The organism is Pseudomonas sp. Z1-14 (assembly GCF_051132005.1).
Classification (GTDB): Bacteria; Pseudomonadota; Gammaproteobacteria; order Pseudomonadales; family Pseudomonadaceae; genus Aquipseudomonas.
In genome coordinates this window covers 1,808,477-1,833,823 of record NZ_CP071646.1, presented here as the reverse complement: position 1 = coordinate 1,833,823, position 25,347 = coordinate 1,808,477, and the positions used below count along the sequence as shown (strand labels likewise).

At 64.5% G+C, this 25,347-nt stretch carries 11 protein-coding genes; 4 read left to right on the top strand and 7 right to left on the bottom strand.

The window, feature by feature from the left end; all coding sequences use genetic code 11:
• Positions 1-18: 18 nt before the first annotated feature.
• The gene (gene ppsA, locus J3P89_RS08520; protein WP_434629532.1) at positions 19-2,394 is read right to left on the bottom strand and encodes a phosphoenolpyruvate synthase; all 2,376 of its coding nucleotides are present in this window, start codon (positions 2,392-2,394) and stop codon (positions 19-21) included.
• A gap of 182 nt (positions 2,395-2,576) precedes the next feature.
• Here ppsA and ppsR point away from each other — a divergent pair, with 182 nt between their 5' ends.
• Entirely contained in the window at positions 2,577-3,395 is an 819-nt protein-coding gene (gene ppsR / locus J3P89_RS08515; RefSeq protein WP_434572879.1) for a posphoenolpyruvate synthetase regulatory kinase/phosphorylase PpsR, read from the top strand.
• 135 nt (positions 3,396-3,530) lie between these two features.
• On the opposite strand, the gene J3P89_RS08510 is transcribed toward ppsR, so the two are convergent.
• From J3P89_RS08510 to J3P89_RS08495, 4 genes are all read right to left on the bottom strand, one after another.
• Complete coding sequence (locus J3P89_RS08510; protein WP_305499843.1) at positions 3,531-3,758, bottom strand: MbtH family protein; 228 nt, start codon at positions 3,756-3,758, stop codon at positions 3,531-3,533.
• A gap of 84 nt (positions 3,759-3,842) precedes the next feature.
• Positions 3,843-5,255, bottom strand: coding sequence for an aspartate aminotransferase family protein (locus J3P89_RS08505; RefSeq protein ID WP_434697968.1), 1,413 nt, complete (start codon positions 5,253-5,255; stop codon positions 3,843-3,845).
• Between the two features lie 259 nt (positions 5,256-5,514).
• On the bottom strand, positions 5,515-6,849 hold the full coding sequence (locus tag J3P89_RS08500) for an ATP-binding protein (protein WP_434697256.1): 1,335 nt from the start codon (positions 6,847-6,849) through the stop codon (positions 5,515-5,517).
• On the bottom strand, positions 6,846-7,526 hold the full coding sequence (locus J3P89_RS08495) for a response regulator (protein WP_305499838.1): 681 nt from the start codon (positions 7,524-7,526) through the stop codon (positions 6,846-6,848). Before J3P89_RS08495 ends, J3P89_RS08500 begins: the two co-directional genes overlap by 4 nt.
• 175 nt (positions 7,527-7,701) lie before the next feature.
• Here J3P89_RS08495 and dsbD point away from each other — a divergent pair, with 175 nt between their 5' ends.
• From dsbD to dsbG, 3 genes are read left to right on the top strand one after another with little or no spacing between them, the layout of a single operon-like run.
• Complete coding sequence (gene dsbD, locus J3P89_RS08490; RefSeq protein WP_434697255.1) at positions 7,702-9,429, top strand: protein-disulfide reductase DsbD; 1,728 nt, start codon at positions 7,702-7,704, stop codon at positions 9,427-9,429.
• A complete protein-coding gene (locus J3P89_RS08485) occupies positions 9,429-10,298 on the top strand; it encodes a TlpA family protein disulfide reductase (protein WP_434629522.1) in 870 nt (289 codons plus the stop codon). The genes dsbD and J3P89_RS08485 overlap by 1 nt, the downstream gene beginning before the upstream one ends.
• Positions 10,274-11,041: a thiol:disulfide interchange protein DsbG gene (gene dsbG / locus J3P89_RS08480; protein ID WP_434697254.1), complete on the top strand. Its 768-nt coding sequence runs from the start codon at positions 10,274-10,276 to the stop codon at positions 11,039-11,041. The genes J3P89_RS08485 and dsbG overlap by 25 nt, the downstream gene beginning before the upstream one ends.
• A 159-nt stretch (positions 11,042-11,200) precedes the next feature.
• Here dsbG and J3P89_RS08475 read toward each other — a convergent pair whose 3' ends face one another.
• Together J3P89_RS08475 and J3P89_RS08470 are read right to left on the bottom strand one after the other, a co-directional pair.
• Complete coding sequence (locus tag J3P89_RS08475) at positions 11,201-12,013, bottom strand: alpha/beta fold hydrolase (protein ID WP_434697253.1); 813 nt, start codon at positions 12,011-12,013, stop codon at positions 11,201-11,203.
• A gap of 192 nt (positions 12,014-12,205) precedes the next feature.
• The gene (locus J3P89_RS08470; protein WP_434697252.1) at positions 12,206-25,192 is read right to left on the bottom strand and encodes a non-ribosomal peptide synthetase; all 12,987 of its coding nucleotides are present in this window, start codon (positions 25,190-25,192) and stop codon (positions 12,206-12,208) included.
• Between the last annotated feature and the right edge of the window lie 155 nt (positions 25,193-25,347).

Here is a 25,347-nt window from a genome sequence, read left to right as displayed (position 1 = left end):
CGAAGCCCCTTCACTCAATCAGACCGCAGCCTGACCCTCAGCCAGGAAGAACCAGGTTTCCAGCACGGAGTCCGGGTTCAACGAAACGCTCTCGATGCCCTGCTCCATCAGCCACTTGGCCAGATCCGGGTGGTCGGAAGGGCCCTGGCCGCAGATGCCGATGTATTTACCGGCCTTGTTACAGGCGGCAATCGCATTGGCCAGCAGCTTCTTGACCGCCGGGTTACGCTCGTCGAACAGGTGGGCGATGATCCCGGAGTCGCGGTCCAGGCCCAGGGTCAACTGGGTCAGGTCGTTGGAACCAATGGAGAAGCCGTCGAAGAACTCAAGGAACTCTTCGGCCAGGATCGCGTTGGATGGCAGCTCGCACATCATGATCACGCGCAAGCCGTTTTCGCCACGGGCCAGGCCGTTTTCCGCCAGCAGGTCGACCACCTGGCTCGCTTCGCCGAGGGTGCGCACGAACGGCACCATGATCTCGACGTTGGTCAGGCCCATCTCGTTACGCACGCGCTTCAGAGCCCGGCATTCGAGCTCGAAGCAGTCACGGAACGACTCGCTGATGTAGCGCGAAGCTCCGCGGAAGCCCAGCATCGGGTTCTCTTCTTCCGGCTCGTAGAGCTTGCCGCCGATCAGGTTGGCGTACTCGTTGGACTTGAAGTCCGACAGGCGCACGATGACTTTTTTCGGCGAGAACGCCGCCGCCAGGGTGCTGATGCCTTCCACCAGCTTCTCGACGTAGAAACCGACCGGATCGTCATAGCCTGCAATGCGCTTGTCGACGCTGTCCTTGATTTCCTGCGGCAGGCCGTCGTAGTTCAGCAGCGCCTTGGGGTGCACGCCGATCATGCGGTTGATGATGAATTCCAGGCGGGCCAGGCCCACACCGGCATTCGGCAACTGCGCGAAGTCGAAGGCGCGGTCCGGGTTGCCGACGTTCATCATGATCTTGAACGGCAGCTCCGGCATCGCGTCCACGGAGTTCTTCTTGATGTCGAAGCCCAGCTCGCCTTCGAAGATGTAGCCGGTATCGCCTTCGGCGCAGGAAACGGTGACGCCCTGGCCGTCCTTGAGCAATTGGGTGGCGTTGCCGCAACCGACCACGGCCGGGATGCCCAGCTCACGGGCGATGATCGCCGCGTGGCAGGTACGCCCGCCGCGATTGGTGACGATGGCGCTGGCGCGCTTCATGACCGGTTCCCAGTCCGGGTCGGTCATGTCGGAAACCAGTACGTCGCCGGCCTGGACCTTGTCCATCTCCGAGACGTCCTTGATGATCCGCACCTTGCCCGCGCCGATGCGCTGGCCGATGGCCCGGCCTTCCACCAGCACGGTGCCGGTTTCCTTGAGCAGGTAGCGCTCCATGACGTTGGCCTGGGTGCGGCTCTTCACGGTTTCCGGGCGGGCCTGGACGATGTACAGCTTGCCGTCGTCACCGTCCTTGGCCCACTCGATGTCCATCGGGCACTTGTAGTGTTTCTCGATGGTCATCGCCTGCTTGGCCAGTTCACTGACTTCGGCGTCGGTCAGGCAGAAGCGCGCGCGATCAGCCTTGTCCACCTCGACGGTCTTGACCGAGCGACCGGCCTTGGCCTCGTCGCCGTAGATCATCTTGATCGCCTTGCTGCCGAGGTTGCGACGCAGGATGGCGGGGCGGCCGGCTTCCAGGGTGCCTTTGTGGACATAAAATTCGTCCGGGTTCACCGCGCCCTGCACGACGGTTTCACCCAGGCCGTAGGCGCCGGTGATGAACACCACGTCACGAAAGCCCGACTCGGTGTCGAGGGTGAACATCACACCGGCGGTGCCGGTTTCGGAGCGGACCATGCGCTGCACGCCGGCGGACAGGGCGACCAGCTTGTGGTCGAAGCCCTGGTGCACGCGGTAGGAAATGGCGCGGTCGTTGAAGAGGGAGGCGAAGACTTCCTTGGCGGCCCGGATGACGTTTTCCACGCCACGGATGTTCAGGAAGGTCTCCTGCTGACCGGCGAACGAGGCGTCAGGCAGGTCTTCAGCGGTGGCCGAGGAGCGGACGGCGACGGCGATGTCGGGATTGCCTTCGGACAGCTTGGCGAAAGCAGTACGGATCTCGGCGTTGAGTTTCTCGGGGAACTCGGCTTCCATGATCCATTGGCGGATCTGGGCGCCGGTCCTGGCCAGGGCATTGACGTCATCGACGTCGAGGGCGTCGAGCGCATCGTGGATCTGCTGGTTCAGGCCGCTCAGTTCCAGGAAATCACGATATGCCTGGGCGGTCGTGGCGAAGCCACCTGGCACCGAGACACCGGCGCCGGCGAGGTTACTGATCATCTCGCCCAGGGATGCGTTCTTGCCCCCCACATGCTCTACATCATGGACGCCGAGCTTATCGAGGGAAACTACGTACTCTACCAAGGTGATCTCTCCACTGACTGTGTTGGAAAAGCTCAAGTACCGGCAGCTCCAGGGAGCAATCGCCGGCGATATGGCCTGGACCTGGAAAATAAGTGAGAATGCGGGCCATGGGCGGCCGGCAAATCGCGCCTATCATATCCAAGAATCGTTACTAGCTCACTAGCTTAAGGCCCAAGGCGCAAATGAAACGATCCGCTTTCTTTATCTCCGACGGCACCGGCATCACGGCCGAAACGCTGGGCCAGAGCTTGTTGGCGCAGTTCGAAAACATAACCTTCACCAAGCTGACACGGCCGTATATAGACAGCGTCGACAAGGCGCGGGCCATGGTACAGCAAATCAATAAAGCCGCCGAAACCGACGGTTTTCGCCCGATCATCTTCGATACCATCGTCAATCAGGACATCCGTGAGATTCTCGCAACGTCCAATGGTTTCATGATCGACATTTTTTCCACGTTCCTGGCGCCCCTGGAGCAGGAACTGAGCGAACACTCCTCCTACTCGGTCGGCAAGTCCCATTCCATTGGCCACAACTCCAACTACATGGAGCGGATCGAGGCGGTCAACTTCGCCCTGGACAACGACGACGGCGCCCGCACGCATTATTACGACAAGGCCGACCTGATCCTAGTGGGTGTGTCGCGCTGTGGTAAGACGCCGACGTGTCTGTACATGGCGATGCAATTTGGGATCCGCGCTGCCAACTATCCGCTGACCGAAGACGACATGGAGCGGCTGCAACTGCCCAACGCCTTGCGCGCCCATCAGCACAAGCTGTTCGGCCTGACCATCGACCCGGACCGGCTCACCGCGATTCGCAACGAGCGCAAGCCCAACAGCCGCTATTCGAGCTATGCCCAGTGCGAATTCGAAGTGCGCGAAGTGGAAAACCTGTTCCGGCGGGAGAATATTCCCCACATCAACTCCACGCATTTTTCCGTGGAGGAGATTTCGGCGAAGATCCTGGTGGAGAAAGGGGTGGAGCGGCGGTTCAAGTAATCTAGACGCCCAAAACCAAAACCTGTGGGAGCGAGCTTGCTCGCGATAGCGGTGGATCAGCAACATTAATGCCGGCTGACTCTCCGCTATCGCGAGCAAGCTCGCTCCCACAGGGGTGTTCTCAGAACTTCTGTATCAATGGGCCACAGTCGCCTGCTCTTCCATCTTCTTGCGCAAGCTCAACGGGCGCATGTCGGTCCAGACCTCTTCGATGTAGGCCAGGCACTCCTTCTTGAAGCCGCTCTTGCCCACGGTCCGCCAACCTTCCGGAACGGCCTTGTAGTCCGGCCAGATCGAATACTGCTCTTCGTGGTTGACCACGACCTGGAAGAGGATGTCCTCGCGGTCGAATACTGAAGTCATGGTGTTTCTCCGTCGTTGCTCAAGGTTCGCCGCGCCATGGGCGCAGCCAAGGTATGAAAAGGAACGTACCGGGCCGGATGAAAATTAGGCGTCGGCCACGGCAGCCTCCAGGGCGCGCCGGAACAGCTCGGCCACACGGTCGATTTCCACCGCCGTAATGATCAGTGGCGGCAGGAAACGCACCACGCCACCCTGCCGTCCACCCAGCTCCAGGATCAGGCCGCGCTTGAGGCATTCACGCTGCAACCGCGGCGCCAGCCGTGCGTCCACCGGAGGATGGCCCAAAGCGTCCGGCTTGCCGGCCGGGTCCACCAGCTCGACGCCGAGCATCAGGCCGCGACCGCGGATGTCGCCCAATTGCGGAAAATCCCTCTGCAGGATATGCAGGTGCTCGCTCAAGCGCTCGCCCATGGCGGCGGCGTGGGCCGGCAGGTTGTGTTCGACCAGGTAGCGCATCACCGCGCTGCCCGCCGCCATCGCCATCTGGTTACCGCGGAAGGTCCCGGCATGGGCGCCCGGCAACCAGGTGTCGAGCCAATCGCGATACACCACCACGGCCAGTGGCAGGCTGCCGCCAATGGCCTTGGACAGCACAACCACATCCGGAATGATGCCGGCGTGCTCGAACGCGAACATCTTGCCGGTGCGACCGAAACCACTCTGGATTTCATCGACGATCAGCGCCACCCCGGCCTGCTCGGTGATTCGCCGCAAGCCGCGCAGCCAATCAAGATCGGCCGGTATGACCCCGCCCTCGCCCTGCACCACCTCGACGATCACCGCCGCCGGTAACTGCACCCCGGCCTCGGGATCGTTCAGCAGGTTTTCCAGGTAATGCAGATTGGCCTTGACCCCCTCGACGCCACCAAGCCCGAACGGGCAGCGATAATCGTAGGGGTATGGCATGAACTGCACGCCGTTGCTGAGCAATGCCCCCAAGGGCTTCTTCGGCCCCAGGCTGCCCATCAGGCTCAGCGCGCCCTGGCTCATGCCGTGATATCCGCCCTGGAACGACAGTACGGTGCTACGCCCGGTGGCGGTGCGCACCAATTTGAGTGCCGCCTCCACCGCGTCGGTCCCCGTGGGGCCGCAGAACTGGATCTTCGCCTCGGCGGCGAGGCTCGCCGGCAACAGGCCGAACAGGTCCTGGACAAACCGGTCCTTGACCGGCGTGGTCAGGTCCAGGGTATGCAGGGGCAACTCGTCGGCGAGCACCTGCCGGATCGCCTCGATCACGACCGGGTGGTTGTGCCCGAGGGCCAGCGTGCCGGCGCCGGCCAGGCAATCGATGAAGGTCCGGCCTTCGACATCCTCGACGTAAAGGCCCTTGGCGCGCTTGAGGGCCAGGGGAATCCGCCGTGGATAGCTGCGGGCATTGGATTCCTGCCGGCTCTGGCGGGCCAGCAACGGTGATTCGTTGAATTGATAGAGCGTCTCGCCCGACGCGGGGCTGACCCGCGCTGGCGCTGCTTCGACAGAAGGATTGGCGACTGACATTTCTCGACCCCGCGATGAGTGACCAAACGGCACACCGGACAGGTGCGCATTCAAGGCGCACATGCAGGTTTCCTGTTGTGGAAACGCATCAGCGAGGCAAGGATTTACTATCACCCTATCCCGTGGCGAGGGAGCTTGCTCCCGCTGGGCTGCGCAGCAGCCCTCTCAAGCCAGAGCACGCGGTAGATCAGATTGACCGAGGTGAAAAGTTTGGGCCCGCTGCGCGGTCCAGCGGGAGCAAGCTCCCTCGCCACGAGATCTACTGGCCCGAAGAGACTTGCACTGGCACGGTCAGTTCGACCCGCAGCCCATCCGGGCGGCTGTCGAAATGCAGGCCGCAGCCGCAACGCTGGACGATCGCCTGGACGATCGCCAGGCCCAGACCGCAGCCGGTGCTGTGGCCGTTGCGCCAGAAGCGCTGGGTCAGGTGCTGGATATCGTCGGCGGCAATTCCGTCGCCATGATCACGCACCAGGAAACGCACGCGCTGGCCGATCATCTCCAGGCTCAGCTCAATGTCGGTATCGGCCGGGGTGTGGCGCAAGGCGTTCTCCAGCAGGTTGCGCAACGCGGCGATGGCCAGTACCGCCGGCATCTGCACCGGCGCATCGGACAGCGGCGGCGATACGTGCAGCCTGATCCGCTGGGGCGCGCCACCGGCCGCATCCTGGATTGCCAGCCGGGCGACCTGCTCGGCGTTGCATTGCACGCCATCATCAAACGAAAGGCTGCCCTCGACCCGCGCCAGCAGCAACAGTTGCTCAAGGGTGCGGTGCAAGCGGTCGGCGCCCTCCTCCGCACGGGCCAGGGACTGATCGCGCGCTACCCCCTCGGTCATGCGTGCCACTTGCAGGTGGGTCTTGATGGCGGTCAACGGGCTGCGCAATTCATGGGCGGCGTCACCGGTCAACCGGCGCTCGCGCTCGATGGTCTTGCCGATACGCTGGAACAGCTGGTTCTGGGTTTCCAGCAAGGGCCGCAGCTCGCTGGGCAGCGGATGGATCTGCAGGGGTTCGAGGGAGTCCGCGTTACGGCGCATCAACGCATCACGCATGCGATTGAGCGGCGCCAGGCCCTGTCCGATGCCCAGCCACAACAGGCACAGGCAACCGAGCAACGCCACGCCGACCGGCACCGACGCCGCCAGCAGCACCGACAGGTTCAACGCTTCGCGTTCGATCTGGCGATCGGCCGTGGTAATGCGCAAATCGCCTCGAACCAGGGTAAAGCTGCGCCATGGCGCACCGTCGATCATCTGGTCATGGAAGCCTGTCTTCTCGGCTTCCAGGGCCTGTTCCGGGTTACCGTGGCTGCGTGCCAGGATCTCGCCGCGCAAGGAACTGACCTGGCAGGCCATGCCGCCCGGGATGCTCAACTGCTCCGAGCTCAAGTGCGTGCCTTCACCTTTGCTGGGCACCGGTGGCAACTGCTCCAGCAACCCGGCGACCATCCGCGCCGAAGCCACCAGGCGCTGGTCGAGGGAAAACATCATCTGGTTGCGCAGGTCGCTGAGCATCCAGGCCGCGGCCAGGGCCCAGATCAAGGTAAAGGCCGCGCCGAGCGTCAGGCTCAGCCGTAGCCGCAGGCTCATCACTTGGAGGATTCCCCGCCATCGGCCGGCCCCAGCCGATACCCCAGGCCACGCACGGTCTCGACAATGCCGTTGCCCAGCTTGCGGCGCAGATGGTGGATATGCACGTTCAAGGCGTTGCTTTCCAGCTCGTCACTGAATCCATAGACACTGTCCTTGAGTTGCTCGGTGGACAACACACGACCGCGACTGTGCAGCAGCGCCTGCAACAGCGACTGCTCGCGGCGCGAGAGGTCCACCGGCTGGCCGCCCAGGGTGGTTTCGCGGCTGCTGGGGTCATAGGTCAGGCGACCGTGCTCGATCAGGTTGACGCTGCGCCCCGCCACGCGCCGCAGCAAGGTGTGCAGGCGTGCCGCCAGTTCCCGCAGATCGAAGGGTTTGAGCAGATAATCATCGGCCCCGGCCTGCAGGCCGTCGACCCGATCGGTCACCGAGTCCCGCGCGGTGAGGATCAACACCGGCGTCTCCAGGCCTTGCTGGCGCAATTGCTTGAGCAGCTTGAGACCATCTTCATCGGGCAGGCCAAGATCGAGCACCATGACATCGAATTCGGCGACACCCAGCATCGCCCGCGCCGCCGAGGCGGTGGCGACATGTTCGACGGTCAGGCCTTGAGCCGTGAGCCCGGCGACAATGCCGCTGGCGATCAACTCGTCGTCTTCGCAGACCAGTACGCGCATGGTAAGCCCCGTGGAAAAAGGTACATTAGGCCGCCGGCCGATTAAGTCGACATTATGCGACGAGTACGCCAGGCATGGGGGATCTTCGCTGTAAACCGGCCGTCGCCGGGTTAATCGACGGTTAATCGCCAGCCACCAATGTGCATTCCACTTGCTTCGTTCTAAGGCTTTATCCATGCGTCGATTGTTTTTGCTGTGTCTACTGCTGGTCTCGGGTCTGGCCCACGCCGCCAATCCCTTCGAGACCAAACCCGACTTCCTGCCGGTGGAAAAGGCCTTCGTCTTCACCTCCGAACGCCTGGACTCGGGTGAGACCCAGTTGTTCTGGCAGATCGCCGACGGTTACTACCTGTATCAGCAACGGCTCAAGTTCGACGGCCTGGCCGACGCGCAGAAGCCCAGGCTGCCCGAGGGCGAAGCTCACAGCGATGAGTTCTTCGGCGACCAGCAAGTCTATCGCCAGGCACTGGAGCTGAAGATTCCCGCCGGGGCCACCGGCAAGATCAAGGTCGGTTTCCAGGGTTGTGCCGACGCGGGCCTCTGCTATCCGCCCCAGACCCAGGTGGTCGACCTGGGCGGCGACGCACCGGCCACGGCCAGTGGCGAGGCGCAGGACCAGGCCCTGGCCAGCGGCCTGCAACAGCGCGCGCTGGGCTGGAGCCTGCTGGTGTTCTTCGGCCTGGGGCTGCTGCTGGCGTTTACCCCGTGCTCGCTGCCGATGCTGCCGATCCTGGCGGGGCTGGTGGTGGGCAGCGGCGCCGGGCCCCGGCGCGGCCTGGCACTGGCCGGCAGTTATGTCATCAGCATGGCGCTGGTGTACGCCGCCATGGGCGTGCTTGCTGCGCTGTTGGGCGCCAATCTTCAGGCATTGCTCCAGCAACCCTGGCTGCTGGGCACTTTCGCCGCGGTATTCGTGGTGTTGGCGCTGCCGATGTTCGGTTTCTTCGAACTGCAACTGCCGGCCGCTCTGCGTGATCGATTGGAAAATGCCGGCCGCCAGCGCCGCGGCGGCAGCCTGGTGGGCGCGGGCATTCTCGGGGCGTTGTCCGGCCTGCTGGTCGGCCCCTGCATGACCGCGCCCCTGGCCGGCGCGCTGCTGTACATCGCCCAGAGCGGCAACGCGCTGCATGGCGGGTTGATCCTGTTCACCATGGGTGTCGGCATGGGTCTGCCGCTGCTGTTGCTGGTGACCGTCGGCAATCGCTTCCTGCCCAAGCCCGGCGCCTGGATGAACCTGCTCAAGGGCGTGTTCGGTTTCCTGTTCCTGGGCACCGCGCTGCTGATGCTCCGCCCGGTCATTGATGGCTCATTGTGGATCGGACTGTGGGGCGCGTTACTGGTTGTCGCCGCCTATTGCGCCTGGCGCCAGACCCAGGGCTTCGGTCGCGCCGCCTATCTGTGGGGCAGCGTATCGCTGCTGTTCGGCCTGTGGGGTAGCGTGCTGGTGATCGGCGCCGCGGGCGGCAGCGACGATCTGTTCCGGCCGCTGCAGGTCTACAGCGGCGCCAGGGGCAGCGCCACCGTCAGCGCCCACGATGCCTTCGTCACGGTCAGCGAGCCCGCCGCCCTGCAGCGCGAACTGGACGCCGCCAAGGCGCAGGGCCAATGGGTGTTGCTCGATTACTACGCCGACTGGTGCGTGTCCTGCAAGATCATGGAAAAACAGGTGTTCGGCCGCGCCGAAGTGCTCGACGCCCTGAAAGGCGTGCGCCTGCTACGCCTGGACGTCACCGCTGACAACGCCGCCAGCCGTGAGCTGCTGGGTCGCTACAAAGTGCCGGGGCCGCCGAGCCTGTTGTGGATCGGTGCCGAGGGTGAAGAGCGCCGCAGCCAGCGGATAACCGGAGAAGTGGACGCCGAGGCGTTCCTGGAACGTTGGAACATGACCCGGAACGCACGCTGATGCTGACGTTTACCCTGGGCACCTTTGCCATCGCCCTCAATCATCTGCTGCTGATCAGCGCACTGGCCTTGGCGACTTTCGTCGGCTGGCGCGTGGCCAAGCGCGGCGGCGAGAACCCCGAGTCGGTGCTGTTCGGGCTGTTCCTGCTGGGACTGCTTGCCGCGAGAATCGGCTTCGTCGCCGCGTACTGGAACCATTACCGGGACGACCCGTGGCAGATCGTCGATTTACGCGACGGCGGATTCCTGGCCTGGCCTGGCATCATCGCCCTGCTGGTCGCCGCGCTGCTCTGGGCGCGTCGCCGACCCGCCCTGCGCCGGCCCCTGGGCTTCAGCGTCGGCAGCGGTCTGCTGTTCTGGCTGGTGGCGACGATGTCGCTGACGATCTACGAGCAAGGCACCCGGCTGCCGGAGATCGAGCTGCGCAACGCTGAAGGCGAAACCGTGAACCTCGCCGACTACCAGGGCGGCCCCTTGGTGATCAACCTGTGGGCCACCTGGTGCCCGCCTTGCCGACGGGAAATGCCGGTCCTGGAAGAGGCGCAAAAACAGCGCCCGGACCTGACGTTCCTGTTCGTCAATCAGGCCGAAAGCATGCAAAGCGTCAGCACCTACCTCGCTACCCAGGGCCTGAGCCTGACCAACGTGCTGTTCGACGGCAGTGGACGCCTCGGCCAGGCCGTCGGCTCCATGGCCCTGCCGACGACCCTGTTCTACAGCGCCGAGGGTCGCCTGCTGGGCAGCCACCTGGGCGAACTGTCGGAAGCGAGCCTGGCCCGCGCCCTGGAAAATTTCGAAACGCCGGGTTCCACCACGGCGATCCACCCCGCGACAAGGAAATTGCCATGCCCCGCCTCCACCACCTGCTGACCCTGGCATTCGCCGGCGCACTGCTACAAGCGCCGCTGCTTCAGGCCGAAGAGCTGCCCGCGGCGATCAGGAAGATCGAAGCCAAGGGCGCAAAGATCGTCGGCACCTTCGACGCACCGAACGGCTTGCGCGGCTACGCGGCGCAGTACCAGAGCCGCGGCATGACGCTCTACCTGACGCCGGACGGCCAGCATGTGCTGCTGGGCAACCTGTACAACGCCGATGGCAAGGACCTGAGCCTCGAACCCCTGAAAAAGCTGGTCTACGATCCGATGTCGAAGGAGATCTGGGCGAAGATGCAAGCCAGCAGCTGGATCGCCGACGGCAGCAAGGACGCACCGCGCACCGTGTACCTGTTCAGCGACCCGAACTGCCCGTACTGCAACATGTTCTGGGAGCAGGCGCGGCCGTGGGTCAATGCCGGCAAGGTGCAGTTGCGCCACATCATGGTGGGCATCATCCGCGAAGACAGCCCGGGGAAATCAGCCGCATTGCTAGCCGCCAAAGAGCCGGAAAAAGCCCTGGCGGACCACGAAAAGGCCGGCAAGGGCAGCCCGCTGAAACCGCTGAAAGAAATACCGCCGGCGATCCAGGCCAAACTGGACGCCAACCAGCAGTTGATGGATGAACTGGAGCTGTCCGCGACCCCGGCGATTTTCTACCTGGACGACCAGGGCGACCTGCAACAGCAGCAAGGCGCGCCCTCGCCGGACAAACTGGTGAAAATTCTCGGGCCGAAATAAAACCCCGGCCACCTGTGGCGAGGGAGCTTGCTCCCGCTGGGTTGCGCAGCAGCCCCAAAAAAGCATAGGCAATCAATCTGAAGAACCGCAGCAAGAGAACCAGGGGCTGCTGCGCAGCCCAGCGGGAGCAAGCTCCCTCGCCACGGGTTTGAGCAGCAATCAATGCCTGTGTTTCAGGAACCCCAGCAACGCCTCGGTCACAAACGCCGGGTTCTCCAGGTTGGAAATATGCCCCGCCTCGGGAATCAACACATGCTCGCAGCCGATCAATTCAGCCATCTCCAGCGCCTCGGACGGTGGCCGTGGCTTGTCCTGGTCACCACACATCACCAACGTGCGCTCGGCGTTCAACTCACGCAATTGCCCCAGGATGTCGTCCCGACCAAAGATGATCCGCCCCAGCGGCACGATACTGTCGCGCAGACGCTCGGCTGGCAACGCCGCCAAGGTGGCGCGAAACTGCTGGTAAAGCGCTGATTGCGGGTCGATGCCGGGCCGGAAGAAAATCGGCACGACGATGTCCAGCAACGGCTCAGGGATGCTACCGCTGGCCTCGATCTTGTCGAACAGCGAAAAGTAGTACAGACGGGTCGGCTCCGGTTCGACGCCCACATAGGTGTCCATCAATACCAGCGATTGCACGCGTTTGGGCGCCGCCAGCGCCAGGCGCGCGCCCCACATGCCGCCCACCGACAGCCCCACCAGGCTGAAGCAATCGATGCCCAGCTGATCGAGCAACGCCAATGCCTGGCGAGCCAGATCGTTCAGCGAGGACGTATTCTCGGGCAAACGTCCGGACTGGCCGTGGCCCCACAGTTCAGGGACGATGACCCGATAGTGCCTCGACAAGGCGTCAATCTGCGGCGCCCACATGCTGTGGTCCCACAAATAGCTGCTGCCAAGCAGCACCACCGGGCCCTGGCCCTGGTCGAGGTAATGGAGCGGTTGTCCGTCGATCGTTGCAAAGGGCATGAGTGAATTCCTTGATTGAGTCCGGAAAAACCTTCGGGAGACTGGGCCGCGATGAGCGGGTCGTCAACTTTGGGTTTTGCGTTGTTCATGCAGACGCCTTCGCGAGCAGGCTCGCTCCCACATGGATCATGTCCACCAATCCACTGTGGGAGCGAGCCTGCTCGCGAAAGGGTCCTTATAGACGCCGCAAAACTACATTCCTTCCAATTCCGCCATCAAATCATTCAGTCGATCGACTTTCTCCTCGGTGATTTCACTGGCCCCCAGCCCTGCGATGTATTCGGCCAGTTCCTGCACCGTGCTGCACTCGAACATGGCCCGGAGCGGCACGTTGCGCTGCAAGGCTTTTTGCACGCGCGAGGCGATCTGTGTGGCCAGCAATGAGTGTCCGCCCAGCTCGAAGAAGTTGTCGCGCACGCCCACCCGCTCGACCTTCAGCACCTCGGCCCAGATGTCCGCCAGGGTCTGTTCCAGCTCATTGGCCGGGGCCTGGTAATCCTGGCTTTGCAACTGGCCGATCTCCAGGGCCGGCAAGGCCTTGCGAACGAGCTTGCCGTTGGCGTTCAGGGGCAGGCGGTCGAGCCACAGCCAGTGCAGCGGCACCATGTATTCCGGCAATTCGCTGCGCAGGCGCTGCTTGATGCGATCCAGCCGCTCGGTCGGGCTCAGCGTCGCGTCGGCGGCGACCAGATAACCCACCAGATGTCTGCCATTGGCGCCTTCCTGCACGCCCACTGCCGCATCGCGTACTTCGGGCTGTTCATGCAGCCGCGCTTCGATTTCCCCCAGTTCGATGCGATAGCCGCGAATCTTCACCTGGTGGTCGATCCGCCCGACATATTCCAACACCCCATCGCTGCGGCGGCGCGCCAGGTCACCGGTGCGGTACAGCCGGTCGCCCGGCGCCCCGAACGGATCGGGCACGAACACCGGCGCAGTGCGCAGCGGATCGCCGACATAACCGCGCCCGACCCCGATGCCGGCGACGCACAACTCGCCCACCGCACCCAGCGGCACCAGCTCCAGCGCACCGTCGAGCAGGTACAGGCGGTTATTGTCGGTCGGCGTGCCGATGGGCAGGTAGCTGCCGCGCGTCGAAGCCAGGTCGACCCGGAAGAACGCCACGTCATCGGAACATTCGGCCGGACCGTAGGCATTCACCAGGCCGATGTCCGGATAACGCAACAACCATTGATGGGCCAGTTCCGGCGGCATTGCCTCGCCGGTCGGAAGCATCCAGCGCAGGCCTTCCAAGCCGATGCGTTCCTCGGCGAGCATGCCCTGGATCAACGATGGCACGCTCTCCAGCACGCTGATGCCCTGGCGTTTTACGTGCTCCAGCAGCCCTTGCGGATCGTGGGCGATGGCATTGGGCACGATGTCCACCCGAGCACCGAACAGCGGTGCGGCAAGGAACTGCCACACGGAAATGTCGAAGCTCTGCGACGCCGTCTGGGCGATCACATCCGTCTCGTCCAGCGCCAGGTATGGCACCTTGCTGAGCTGGTTATTGAGCATGCCCCGCTGTTGCACCATGACGCCCTTGGGCAAGCCGGTGGAACCGGAGGTATAGATCACGTAGGCCAGGTTGTCCGGCCCGCTGTAGAGGCGCGGATTGTCCCGCGACACATCGCTGGCCTGAACGGTTTCCCAGACCAGCAGCTTTGGCCGGCCGGCGCAGGCGAACTCTTCCAGCAAGGCCAGCGCCTGTTCATGACAGGCCTGGGTGCAGACCAGCAACGGCGTGCGGCTCAGTTCGATGATGCGGCTCAGGCGCTGGCTCGGCAGGCCCGGATCAAGCGGCAGGTAACCGCCGCCGGCCTTGAAGCTGCCGATGATCATGCCCAACAGGTCGAGATCGCGTTCGGCCAGCAGCGCCACCGGTTGGTCGAGCCCGACGCCAGCGGCGACCAACGCGTGGCCGAGGCGATTGCTGCGCTCGTTCAGCTCGGTGTAAGTGCAGCGGTCCTCCAGGCAACTGGCGGCGATGCGTTGCGGATGGGCCGCCACCTGGGCCTCGAACAGCTCGACGTAACTGCGCTCCAGCGGATAGGCGCGCTCGCTCTGGTTGCAGCCTTCGATCAGGAAGTCCTGTTCCGCGCTGCCAATCAGCGGCAGCTCGGCCACGTCACCGTGAAAACCTTCCATCAAGGCCAGCAGCAATCGCTTGAACTCGCCCAGCAGGCCCTGGACGGTGGACTCATCGAAATAGCGCTGGTCGTAAGACAGGTGCAGGCCCAGGTCATCGCCCGGATAGCAGACCGCCGTCAGCGGGAAGTTGGTGTGGGTGCGGCCCGAGTCCGAGGTGGCATTGAGACTCTGGGCACGATCCAGCACCGAGACTTCCACCGGTGCGTTCTCGAACACGAAGAGGCTGTCGAACAGCGGCTGGCCCTTGGGCAGTTCGCTGACTTCCTGGATGCTCACCAGCGGCAGGTATTCGTATTCGCGCAATTGCATGTTGCTGTCCAGCAAGCCGTTGAGCCACTGACGCACGCTGCAACGCTGTTCATCGCCCGGAATCTGCACCCGCAGAGCGACGCTGTTGATGAACAAGCCCACGGTGCGTTGCATCTGCGGCAATTCCACCGGGCGCCCGGCCACGGTGACGCCGAAGAGTACGTCCCGATCGCCGCTGACCCGGCGCAGCACCAGGGCCCATGCGGCCTGGGCGAACGTGTTCACGGTCAGCTGATGGGCCTGGGCTAGTTCTCGCAGTCGCGCGCCGTCCCGAGCGTCAAGCCGGGTGTAGCAGTCACCGACGACCATGCCGCCACTGTCACCGGCGTGTTCGCGCAGGAACGGGCGATCGGCGGGGATCGGCGTGGTCCGCTCGAAGCCTTGCAGGTTCTGCTTCCACCATTGCCGGGCTTCAGCCAGGCCCTGGCGTTGCAACCAGCCGATGTAGTCGCGATAGCGCGGCGGCACGGCCAGCCGGGGCTCGCGATATTCACCGAGGGCGGTGTAGATCTCGAAGAAATCATCCATCAACAGTGAACGGCACCATGCATCGATCAGGATGTGGTGGTTGCTCATCATGAACCAGTAGCGCGCCGCGCCGACCCGGATCAATCGCAGGTGGAACGGTGCCTCGTTGAGCAGATCGAAACCGGCCTCGCGCTCGCGCTTGAGCAGCGCCTGGAGCTTGGGCTCCTGATCGTTCTCAGGCACGTGCAGCCAGTCGAGGTATTCCACCGGCGTGCGCCCGGGCTTGTGGATGATCTGCAGCATGTCTTCGCCGACGTTCCAGCAGAACGAAGCGCGCAAGGCTTCGTGGCGGGCAATCACCGCCTGCCAGGCCTGGGCGAAACGCTGTGGGTCCAGCTCGCTGTTGATGCGGTAGCGGTCCTGCATGTAGTACAGGCCCGTGCCCGGTTCGAGCAGGGTGTGCAGCAACATGCCTTCCTGCATCGGCGTCAGCGGGTAGACATCCTCGATCTGCCCGGCCGGCACCGGCAGGTTGTCCAACTGTGCCTGGGTCAGTTTTGCCAGCGGGAAATCCGACGGCGTCAGGCCGCCCGCCTCGTCCGCCAGGCAATGTTCGATCAGCCGCTGCAACTCGTCGAGATAGGCCTCGGCCAGCGCGACGATGCTTTCACGGTCATGCCGCTCGGCGCTGAAGGTCCAGCGCAACAGCAGTTCGCCGCCGCTGACCTGACCGTCGACGCTCAGCTCGTTCGGCAGTGGCGCGTCAGGGTCATGAATGGCGCCAAGAGGCGCATCCAGCGGTTGGAACAACGCGTCCTGGCCGAGCGTATGGTCAAGCTGACCGAGGTAATTAAAAGTGATCGCCGCTTGCGGCAAACCGGCCATCGCCTGGCGTGTGCCGGCGTCCGCCAGATAACGCAGCACGCCGTAGCCGAGGCCCTTGTGGGGCACCGCGCGCAGTTGCTCCTTGATGGCTTTGATCGACGCGCCGACATCATTGGCCGCTGGGCTCAGGCGCAGCGGATAGACACTGGTGAACCAGCCCACGGTGCGCGTCAGGTCGACGTCATCAAACAGCGCCTCGCGGCCATGGCCTTCGAGCTGGATCAGCGCCGATTGCTGATTGCCTTGGCGGCACAGCACGCGGGCGAGCGCCGTGAGCAGCAGGTCGTTGACCTGGGTGCGATAGGCGCTCGGTGCCTGCTGCAACAGTTGCCGGGTACGCTCGGCGTCCAGGCGCACGCTGACGCTTGCGGCGTGTCGCTCCTGCCGCCCGCCGCCAGGGTTCGCGCAAGGCAGCGTAACGTCCGGCCCGCTCAGTTGGTCGCGCCACCAGTTCAATTCCTCGCGCAGGGATTCGCTGCCGGCGTAGGCCTGCAACCGCGCAGCCCAGTCACGCAACGGGCTGGTCTTGGCCGGTAACCGCAGCGGCTGCCCGCCGGCAGATTGGCGGTAAGCCGTCTGCAGATCGTCCATCAACACCCGCCATGAAACTCCGTCCACCACCAGGTGATGGATGGCGATCAGCAGGCGCTGCCGACCGTCCGGCAAGTCCGCCAGCACGGCGCGCAGCAACGGCCCGCTCGACAGCTGGAAGCCAAGCTGCGCCTGGGCAAACAGCGCTTCGCAGGCTTGTGTGGACTGCCCCGAAAGATGCTGCAGCAACGCCCCATCGAACAAGGGCTGGTGCTCGGCGCGCCAATGCCCGGTGGTATTGGCGAAGCCAAGGCGCAAGGCATCATGCTGCTGGAAAACAGCCTGCAGCGCCTGCTCCAGAAGCTGCGGTTCGAGCAGCGTGGTCGGCTCCAGCAGCAACGCCTGGTTCCAGTGGTGACGGTTGGGTATCTCGCTGGCAAAGAACCAATGCTGGATCGGCGTAAGCCCCGACTCACCGCTCAACAGCCCCTGCTCGACACTCACCTGCTCGCTGCGGGTGGCGATGGCGGCCAAGGCCTGCACGGTCTGGTGCTGAAACAGGTCTCGCGGCGTGAAGTGGATGCCCTGCTGCCGGGCACGGCTGACAACCTGGATCGACAGGATCGAATCGCCGCCCAACTCGAAGAAGTTGTCGTTGAGGCCAACCTGTTTGACGTTCAGCACGTCGCACCAGATCGCTGCCAGCGCTTGCTCCAAGGCATTGCTCGGCGCCACGTATTGCTGGCGATTGAGCTCCGGATCGGGCATCGGCAAGGCGCGGCGATCGAGTTTGCCGTTGGCGGTCAGCGGCATGCTCGCCAGCAGGATCAGGTGAGTCGGCACCATGTACTCCGGCAGTTGCGCCTTGAGGTGCTGCTTCAGCGCTTCGCGCAGGGCCACTTGTGCCATGGCGTCCTGCTCGGCGATGTCGCTGGCCAGATAAGCGGCCAACTGCTTGCCGCCCGGCATGTCGAGGGCCAGGACCACCGCTTCGCGCACGGCAGCGTGCTCCAGCAGGCGGTTTTCGATTTCCCCCAGTTCGATGCGGAAACCGCGAATCTTCACTTGATGATCGATTCGTCCCAGGTACTCCACTTGGCCGTCGGCACGCTGGCACACCAGGTCGCCGGTGCGGTACAGCCGACCGCCATCAGCGGCAAACGGATCGGCGACGAAGCGCTCGGCGGTCATGCCCGGACGCTGGTGATAACCCTGGGCCAGGCCGGCACCACCAACGTACAGCTCACCCGTCGCGCCTGGCGGCACCAACGCCAGGTCCGCGTCGAGAATGTAGGCCCGCCGGGCGCCGATCACGCTGCCGATCGGTACGCTGCCCGCGCCCTCCTCCAGTTGTTCCGGCGCCAGGCTCGCCAGCGGCATCACCACCGTCTCGGTCGGACCATAGGCGTTGAAAAACAGGCTCGGGCTGAACGCGGCGCGGATGCGCTGCAGGTGTTCGCCGGTCAACGCTTCGCCACCGGTGATGCACATGCGCACCGGCAACGTTTGCCCTTGGGTCGCCAGCCATTGCGCCAACTGGCTGCCATAACTCGGGGTAAAGCCAAGAATATTGATGCGGTGCTCACGGATCAGCCCGCAAATTTCCTGAGCATCCCACTGGCCCTGGGCGCGCAGCACCAACTGAGCGCCGCTGAGCAACGGCACCAGCAGGCGCTCGGTGGCCGCGTCGAAATTGATCGAATAGAAATGCAGCTCGCAGTCGTCCGGACGCATGCCGAAACGGCGGATCACCGCCTGGCAATGCATGGCGATTTCACCGTGGGACACGACCACGCCCTTGGGCTTGCCGGTGGAGCCGGAGGTGTAGATCAGGTATGCCTGGTGCTGCGGCAGATTGATTAGCGATGGCGACTGGTCCGGGTACTGCGCCAACGCCTCGCTGTCGTCCTCCAGGCACCAGCGCTGCACGCCCGGCGGCAATGGGCCGAGGGCCTGGAACATGGTCCGGTCGCTGAGCAGCAGACCGACGCCACTGTCTTCGATCATGTAGTGCAAACGGTCCAGCGGGTATTCCGGATCCAGCGGCACGTAGGCGCCACCGGCCTTGAGGATCGCCAGCAGGCCGATGACCATTTCCAGCGAGCGCTCCAGCGCCAGGCCCACCCGTACCTGCGGCCCGACGCCGCGCTCGCGCAGCATCCAGGCCAGGCGATTGGCGCGGCGTTCGAGTTCGGCATAGCTCAGGGTCTGCCCGGCGAACGTCAGCGCGGCTGCGTCGGGACGCGTCCGGGCCTGTTCTTCGAACAGCACGTGGAGGCATTGATCGAGGCGATGCTCACCGGGCTCGACGCCCAGGCTGTCGAGCATTTGCTGCTGCTCGCCGACGCCAAGCAACGGCAGTTCGCTCAGCCGCCGAGCCGGATCAACCAGCAACGCCTCCAACAGGTTGCGCCAATGACCGGCCATGCGGGCGATGCGCGGCTCATCGAACAGATCGGTGCTGTAGGTCAGGCAGCAACCCAGGCGCTGGTCGAGGTCGGTGACTTCCAGGTTGAGGTCGAACTTGGTGGCGCGGGCGTCGTTGACCAAGTAGTCGACGCTCATGCCGGCCAACGTGCGGCTCTGTTGGAATTCCCAGCGCTGGACGTTGCACATCACCTGGAACAGCGGGTTGTATGCGGCACTGCGCGGTGGTTGCAGGGCCTCGACCAGATGATCGAAGGGCAAGTCCTGGTGGGACTGGCCTTCGATCACGGTGTGGCGCACCTGCTCGAACAGTTCGCCCACCGACATTTGCCCATCGAGCTGACAACGCAGCACCTGGGTATTGAGGAACGCGCCGATCAGCCCTTCGCTTTCCGGGCGTATGCGGTTGGCCACCGGCGCGCCGATGCGCAGGTCGGTCTGGCCGCTGTAGCGATAGAGCAGCACGGCCAGGGCGGCGATCATGGTCATGAACAGGGTCAGGCCACGTTCGGCATTGAAGGCGCGGACCCGCGCGGCCAACTCATCGCTGAGGTCGAAACGGAACAGTTCGCCACGATGACTTTGCACCGGCGGACGCAGGCGATCGGCGGGCAGCTCCAGCAAGGGATGTTCGCGGCCCAGTTGGGCGGTCCAGTAGTCCAGCTGACGCTGGCGCTCGCCGGATTCCAGCCATTGGCGCTGCCAGACGCTGTAGTCGAGGTATTGCACCGGCAACGGCTCCAGCGGCGACTCGCGATCATCGACGAAGGCTTCATACAGCGCGCTCAGCTCACGGGCGAAAATATCCATCGCCCACCCTTCGGTGACGATGTGGTGCAAGGTCAGCACAAAGTAATGCTCATGCTCGGCGGTCTTGACCAGGCAGGCCCGCAGCAGCGGCCCGGCTTCCAGGTCGAAGGGTTCGTGGGCCTCGCTGTCGGCCAGTTGCCGGACCCGTTGCTGGCGCATGTCGGCGTCCAGCATCGAGAAATCCTTCCAGCCCATGCGCAGGCCCGTCTCGCCGTGTACCTGTTGGCGAGGCACGCCATCAATGCTCGGGAACGTTGTGCGCAGGGTTTCGTGGCGCAGGATCAGGGCCTGCAACGCCGCTTCAAAGCGTCCGACATCCAGCACCCCGCGCAACCGCGCCATGCCGCCGACGTTGTAGGCTGGGCTATCCGGCTCCATTTGCCAGAGGAACCACATACGCTGTTGGGAATAGGACAGCGGCACCGGTTGGCTGCGGTCGACTTTCTCGATCGGCGGCTGGCGGTTGGTCTGGCCGCTGGCCTGGATCAACCGCACCTGCTCAGCGAAGGCGCCCAGCTCACTGGCTTCGAACAACGCGCGCAGCGGTAGCTCGACATCGCAGGCCTGGCGGGTGCGGGAAATGATCTGGGTCGCCAGCAACGAATGGCCGCCCAAGGCGAAAAAGTCATCGCGCAAGCCAACGCGCTCCAGACCCAGCACGTCGCGCCAGATGCCGGCGACCCGCTGTTCAAGGGCGCTGACCGGCTCGACGTGCTCGCGCACTTGCCACTGCGGCTCGGGCAAGGCGCGACGGTCGAGCTTGCCGCTCGGACTAAGGGGCATGACGTCCAGGCGCAGCAATTGCGCAGGCACCATGTAGTCGGGCAATTCACCGACGAGGGCGTTTTTCAGGCGAGCAGCCTGGACGGTTTCATCTTCATCGACATCGACCGCGGTGTAGTAGCCGATCAATTGCGCACCGGCCGCGGTGTCACGCACCAGCACCGCCGCCTGGGCGACGCCCTGTTGGGCGAGCAGTCGCGCTTCGATTTCCTGCGGCTCGACCCGGAAGCCGCGTAGCTTGACCTGCTGGTCGAGGCGGCCGAGGTATTCGATGACGCCGTCAGCGCCCCAGCGCGCCCGGTCGCCGGTGCGGTACAGCCGCGCGCCGGCCGAACCCAGCGGGTCGGCGACAAACCGCTCGGCCGTCAGCCCTGGTCGCCCCAGGTAACCCCGGGCCAGGCCGAGGCCACCGATGCACAATTCACCCGGCACACCGACCGGCACCGGATTGAGGTCACTGTCGAGGATGCGGCAGAGCACATTGGCCAGCGGACGACCGATCGGCGAGCGCTCGCCATCGGCCTCGCTGCAGTGCCAGTGCGTGACGTTGATAGCGGTTTCGGTCGGGCCGTAGCGGTTGTGCAGCTGCACCGCCGGCAGTTGCGCCAGCACCCGGTTGCGCAACTCGGCCGGCAACGCTTCGCCGCCGGAAAAGATCCGCCGCAAGCTCGTGCAGCGGGCGCTCAACGGCTCCTCGAGGAACAGGCTGAGCAGCGGCGGTACAAAATGCAGCGTGGTCACGCCAAACCGCTCGACCAACTGCGCGATGCGGTGCGGGTCGCGGTGCTCGCCGGGGCCGGCCAGTACCAGTTGGCAGCCGTTGATCAGCGGCCAGAAGCACTCCCACACTGACACGTCGAAACTGATCGGCGCCTTTTGCATGAGCACGTCGGTTTCATTCAGCCCATAGGCGGCCTGCATCCATTGCAGGCGCTCGGCCAGGGCGGCATGGGTGTTGCCGACGCCCTTCGGCTGACCGGTCGAACCGGAGGTGTAGATCACGTACGCCAGATGCTCGCCATGCAAATGCAGCCCCGGCGGGTTGCTCGGCCACTGTTCCAGGTGCAGGGCGTCCATGGCGATGACGCTGACGCCTGCGCAGGCCGGCAAGCGGTCCAGCAAGGCGGTTTGGGTCAGCAGCAGATCGACGCCGCTGTCACCCAACATGTAGGCCAGGCGCTCGGCCGGATAATCGACATCCAGCGGCACATAGGCGCCCCCCGCCTTGATGATCGCCAACACGCCGATCAGCAACTGCGGCGAACGCTCGGCGGCAATCGCCACGCAGACGTCCGGGCCGACGCCTTTGTCCCGCAGGTAATGGGCCAGGCGATTGGCCTGGGTGTGCAGCTCGGCATAGTCCAGCGCACCACCGTCCCACTGCAACGCGGTACGTTGCGGGGTGCGGCGGGCCTGTTCGTTGAGCAGTTCCGGCAGCCACTGGCTGGCCGGCTCGCAAGGCGCCGAGCCCCATGGCAGCTGTTGGGCGGATTCAGCGTCGCTCAACAGCTGCACGTCGCCGATCGCCTGCTGCGGGTTGCTGCAAACCGCCCGAAGCAGGCTGCAAAAGTGTTCGGCCAAGCGGGTGATAGTCGTGGCCTCGAACAGCTCGTCAGCGTAATCGAACGACAGCGCCAACCGTCCGTTGCGGTCCTCTTCGCTATGCAACTGCAAGTCGAGCTTGGCTTCGCGGCTGTGCCAGGGCAACTCATCGGCCAACAGCCCCGGCAGGCGCCGCAACGCGCCGAGGTCGCGCTGCTGATGGTTGAACATGACCTGGAACAGACCTTGTTCCCGCGCCTGTGGGTACGCTTCCAGCAGTTGTTCGAAAGGCAGGTCCTGATGCGCCTGGGCGCCCAGCGTGGCTTCCCGGGCCTGGGCCAGCAGCGCGGCGAATGGCTGGCGCGAATCGATTTGCGCGCGCAGCACCTGGGTGTTGATGAAGAAGCCGATCAGGCCCTGGGTTTCCCGGCGCGGGCGGTTGGCGTTGGGCACGCCGATGCGGATGTCGGACTGGCCGGTGTAGCGCTGCAGCAACGCCTGGAATGCCGCCAGCAAGAATATGAACGGCGTGGCGTCATGAGCCAGGGCCGTCCGGCGCAGGGCATCGCCGAGGTCCTTGTCCAGGCGCAGGCTGTGGCGCGCGGCGCTGCGCTGATGCAGGGCGCTGCGCGGATGATCGGTGCTCAGTGCCAGGGTCGGATGCTCATCGCCCAGTTGCTGTTTCCAATAGGCCAGCTGGCGCTCAGCTTCACCTTGCCCGAGCCATCGGCGCTGCCAACTGCCGTAGTCGGCGTAGTGCAACGGCAACGGCGCCAACTCGGCGACCTGCCCCTGGGACGCCGCGGCGTAGAGCCGTGAGAACTCCTCGATCAGGACGTTCATCGACCAGCCATCGGCGATGATGTGGTGCATCGTCACCAACAGTTGATGGTCGTCCTGATCCAGGCGCAACAAGGTGACCCACAGCAGCGGACCCTTTTCCAGATCGAACTGGGTGGCGGCTTCGTCTTCGCGGATCTGCCGCGCCCGCGCTTCGCGCTGGTCAGCAGGCATGTCGCAAAGATCGATCACCTGAAGATTGAACTCGCCGGCCGGATCGATTTGCTGCAAGGCCACCCCATCGCGTTCCAGGAACCGCGTGCGCAGGGACTCATGGCGCTCGATCAATTGCTGGAAGCTGGCGCGCAAGGCGTTTTCGTCCAGCTCGCCGCGCAGGCGGATGGCGCCGGGAATATTGTAGGCACGGCTTGCCGGATCCAGCTGCCAGGTCAGCCACAAGCGGTTTTGCGCCAACGATTGCGGCAGCGGCTCGTGGCGTGGCAACTGGCTGATGGCGCCCTGGGCCTGGCCGCCGTCCTGCTGCAGGTTCGCCACCGCCGCGGCAAAAGCGCCGAGCGTTGGGGCTTCGAAGAGCAGGCGCAGGTTGAGTTCCAGGCCGAGGGTTTCGCTCAGCCGCGCAATGACTTGGGTGGCGGCGATGGAGTTGCCGCCTAGCAGGAAGAAATGATCGTCGCCCTGGACCTGGTCGACCTGTAACTGCTCGCACCAGATCTGGCCAATCAGCGTATGCAGCTGTGATGAAGCGCGCGCCTCATGGGTTTGCTCCACCTCGACCGAAGGGAACAGCGCATAGCTGTCGAGGCTGCCGTCAGCCAGTCGTGCCCGGCAGGCCGAGCGCTGCAGCTTGCCGCTCGAAGTCTTCGGCAAGGCTCCCGGATTGAGCAGCACCACCACGCTCGGGGCTTGCTGGCAGGCATCGGCCACGGCCTGGCGAATCGCTTTGATCAAGGCCTCGGCCGGGAGGATTTTCTGCACACTGCGGCTGATTTCCGCGGCAATCCCGATCCCCTCTTCGCCGCCGTTGTCGACCGCGAATGCAGCGACCCGTCCCTTGCGCACCACCTCGACCTCGCGTTCTACGGCTTGCTCGATGTCCTGTGGATAAAGGTTATGCCCGCGCACGATGAGCAAATCCTTCAGGCGCCCCGTGATGAACAGCTCGCCTTCGCGCACAAAGCCAAGGTCGCCGGTGCGCAGCCAGGTGCGGCCGGCATGCTGGACGAATGTCCTGGCGCTGGCCTCGGGGTTGCGCCAGTAACCGTGGGCGATGCTCGGCCCGGCGGCCCAGACTTCGCCGACCTGATTGTCGGCCAGCGGCTGCAACGTGGCGGGCTCGACGATCAGTACCGCGTGGTCCGGCTGGCTCACGCCGCAACTCATCACTGCGTTGCCCTGCCCCGGCTCGGCGCGGTTTTGCGCCAATGCCGCGTCATCCATTCGCATCGCGGGGATCCCTCGGCCACGCGGCGTGCCGGCGACGAACAGGGTGGCTTCGGCCAAGCCATAGGAAGCCATGAAACTGTCCGGCGTGAAGCCGCACGAGGCAAACTTTTCGGCGAAGCGCTCCAGGCTGTCGAGGCGAATCGGTTCGGAGCCGGAATAGGCCACGCGCCAATGGCTCAAGTCGAGGCGCTCCAGGGCCGACTCGCTGACCCGCTCGCTGCACAGCCGGTAGGCGAAATCCGGGCCGCCGCTGATGGTGCCGCCGTACTCGCTGATCGCTTCCAGCCAACGCAACGGTCGGGCGAGGAAATACGCCGGCGACATCAGTACGCACGGCACCCCGCTGAAGATCGGTTGCAGTAAACCGCCGATCAGGCCCATGTCGTGATACAGCGGCAGCCAGCTGACAATGACGTCGTCGGGATTCACGTCAATGCCGAAGCCATGCCGGATCAGCGCTTCGTTGGCCACCAGGTTGCCGTGGCTCACCTGTACTCCCTTGGGCAACGCAGTGGAGCCGGAGGTGTATTGCAGGAAGGCGATGTCATCGTCTTGCAGGTTCGGCGCCCGCCATTGGCCGGCGTGGGCCGGATCGAGGATATCGACACAGAGTACCGGCGGTGCCGATTCGATGGCCTGCAGCGTGTCGCGCACCTCACTGCTGGTGAGCAACAGCCGCGGCTGGGCGTCGGCGATGATCGACAGCAGACGCTCCTGATGGTGGCGGCGGGTGGACTCGGGTGGGTAGGCCGGAACGGCGATCACGCCGGCGTACAGGCAACCGAAAAACGCCGCGACGTAATCCGGGCCGCTCGGGAATAGCAGTACGGCGCGATCACCCAGTTCCGCCTCGGCCTGCAAAGCGGCGGCGATGGTCCGGGCGCGCAAGTCCAGGTCGCGATAACTCAACACGACGCCCTGCTGCGGGGTGTCGGCAAGAAAGCGCAAGGCCACCCGGTCCGGCGTCAACGCGGCGCGGCGCTGGAGGGCATGGGCCAGGGTGCTGGGGAGTTCGAACGCGTCGGTCATGTGGGGTTCCTGCCTGGATTCGGCTTGCAAGTGGTCACCCTTGGGAACGGATTACACCGGCAAATAATTAGTCGCAGGCCTTGCCTCCGCGCATCCGGATGATCATCGGTCGGCGCCACGCCGCGGCAACCGGTCGCAGTTTCCAGGCTGGACTT

Excerpts from the sequence above, each read along its gene's own strand:
- J3P89_RS08470 (WP_434697252.1), bottom strand. The coding sequence starts at position 25,192 with ATGACCGACGCGTTCGAACTCCCCAGCACCCTGGCCCATGCCCTCCAG.
- ppsR (WP_434572879.1), top strand. The coding sequence starts at position 2,577 with ATGAAACGATCCGCTTTCTTTATCTCCGACGGCACCGGCATCACGGCC.
- dsbD (WP_434697255.1), top strand. The coding sequence starts at position 7,702 with ATGCGTCGATTGTTTTTGCTGTGTCTACTGCTGGTCTCGGGTCTGGCC.
- dsbG (WP_434697254.1), top strand. The coding sequence starts at position 10,274 with ATGCCCCGCCTCCACCACCTGCTGACCCTGGCATTCGCCGGCGCACTG.
- J3P89_RS08510 (WP_305499843.1), bottom strand. The coding sequence starts at position 3,758 with ATGACTTCAGTATTCGACCGCGAGGACATCCTCTTCCAGGTCGTGGTC.
- J3P89_RS08495 (WP_305499838.1), bottom strand. The coding sequence starts at position 7,526 with ATGCGCGTACTGGTCTGCGAAGACGACGAGTTGATCGCCAGCGGCATT.
- J3P89_RS08505 (WP_434697968.1), bottom strand. The coding sequence starts at position 5,255 with ATGTCAGTCGCCAATCCTTCTGTCGAAGCAGCGCCAGCGCGGGTCAGC.
- J3P89_RS08485 (WP_434629522.1), top strand. The coding sequence starts at position 9,429 with ATGCTGACGTTTACCCTGGGCACCTTTGCCATCGCCCTCAATCATCTG.
- J3P89_RS08475 (WP_434697253.1), bottom strand. The coding sequence starts at position 12,013 with ATGCCCTTTGCAACGATCGACGGACAACCGCTCCATTACCTCGACCAG.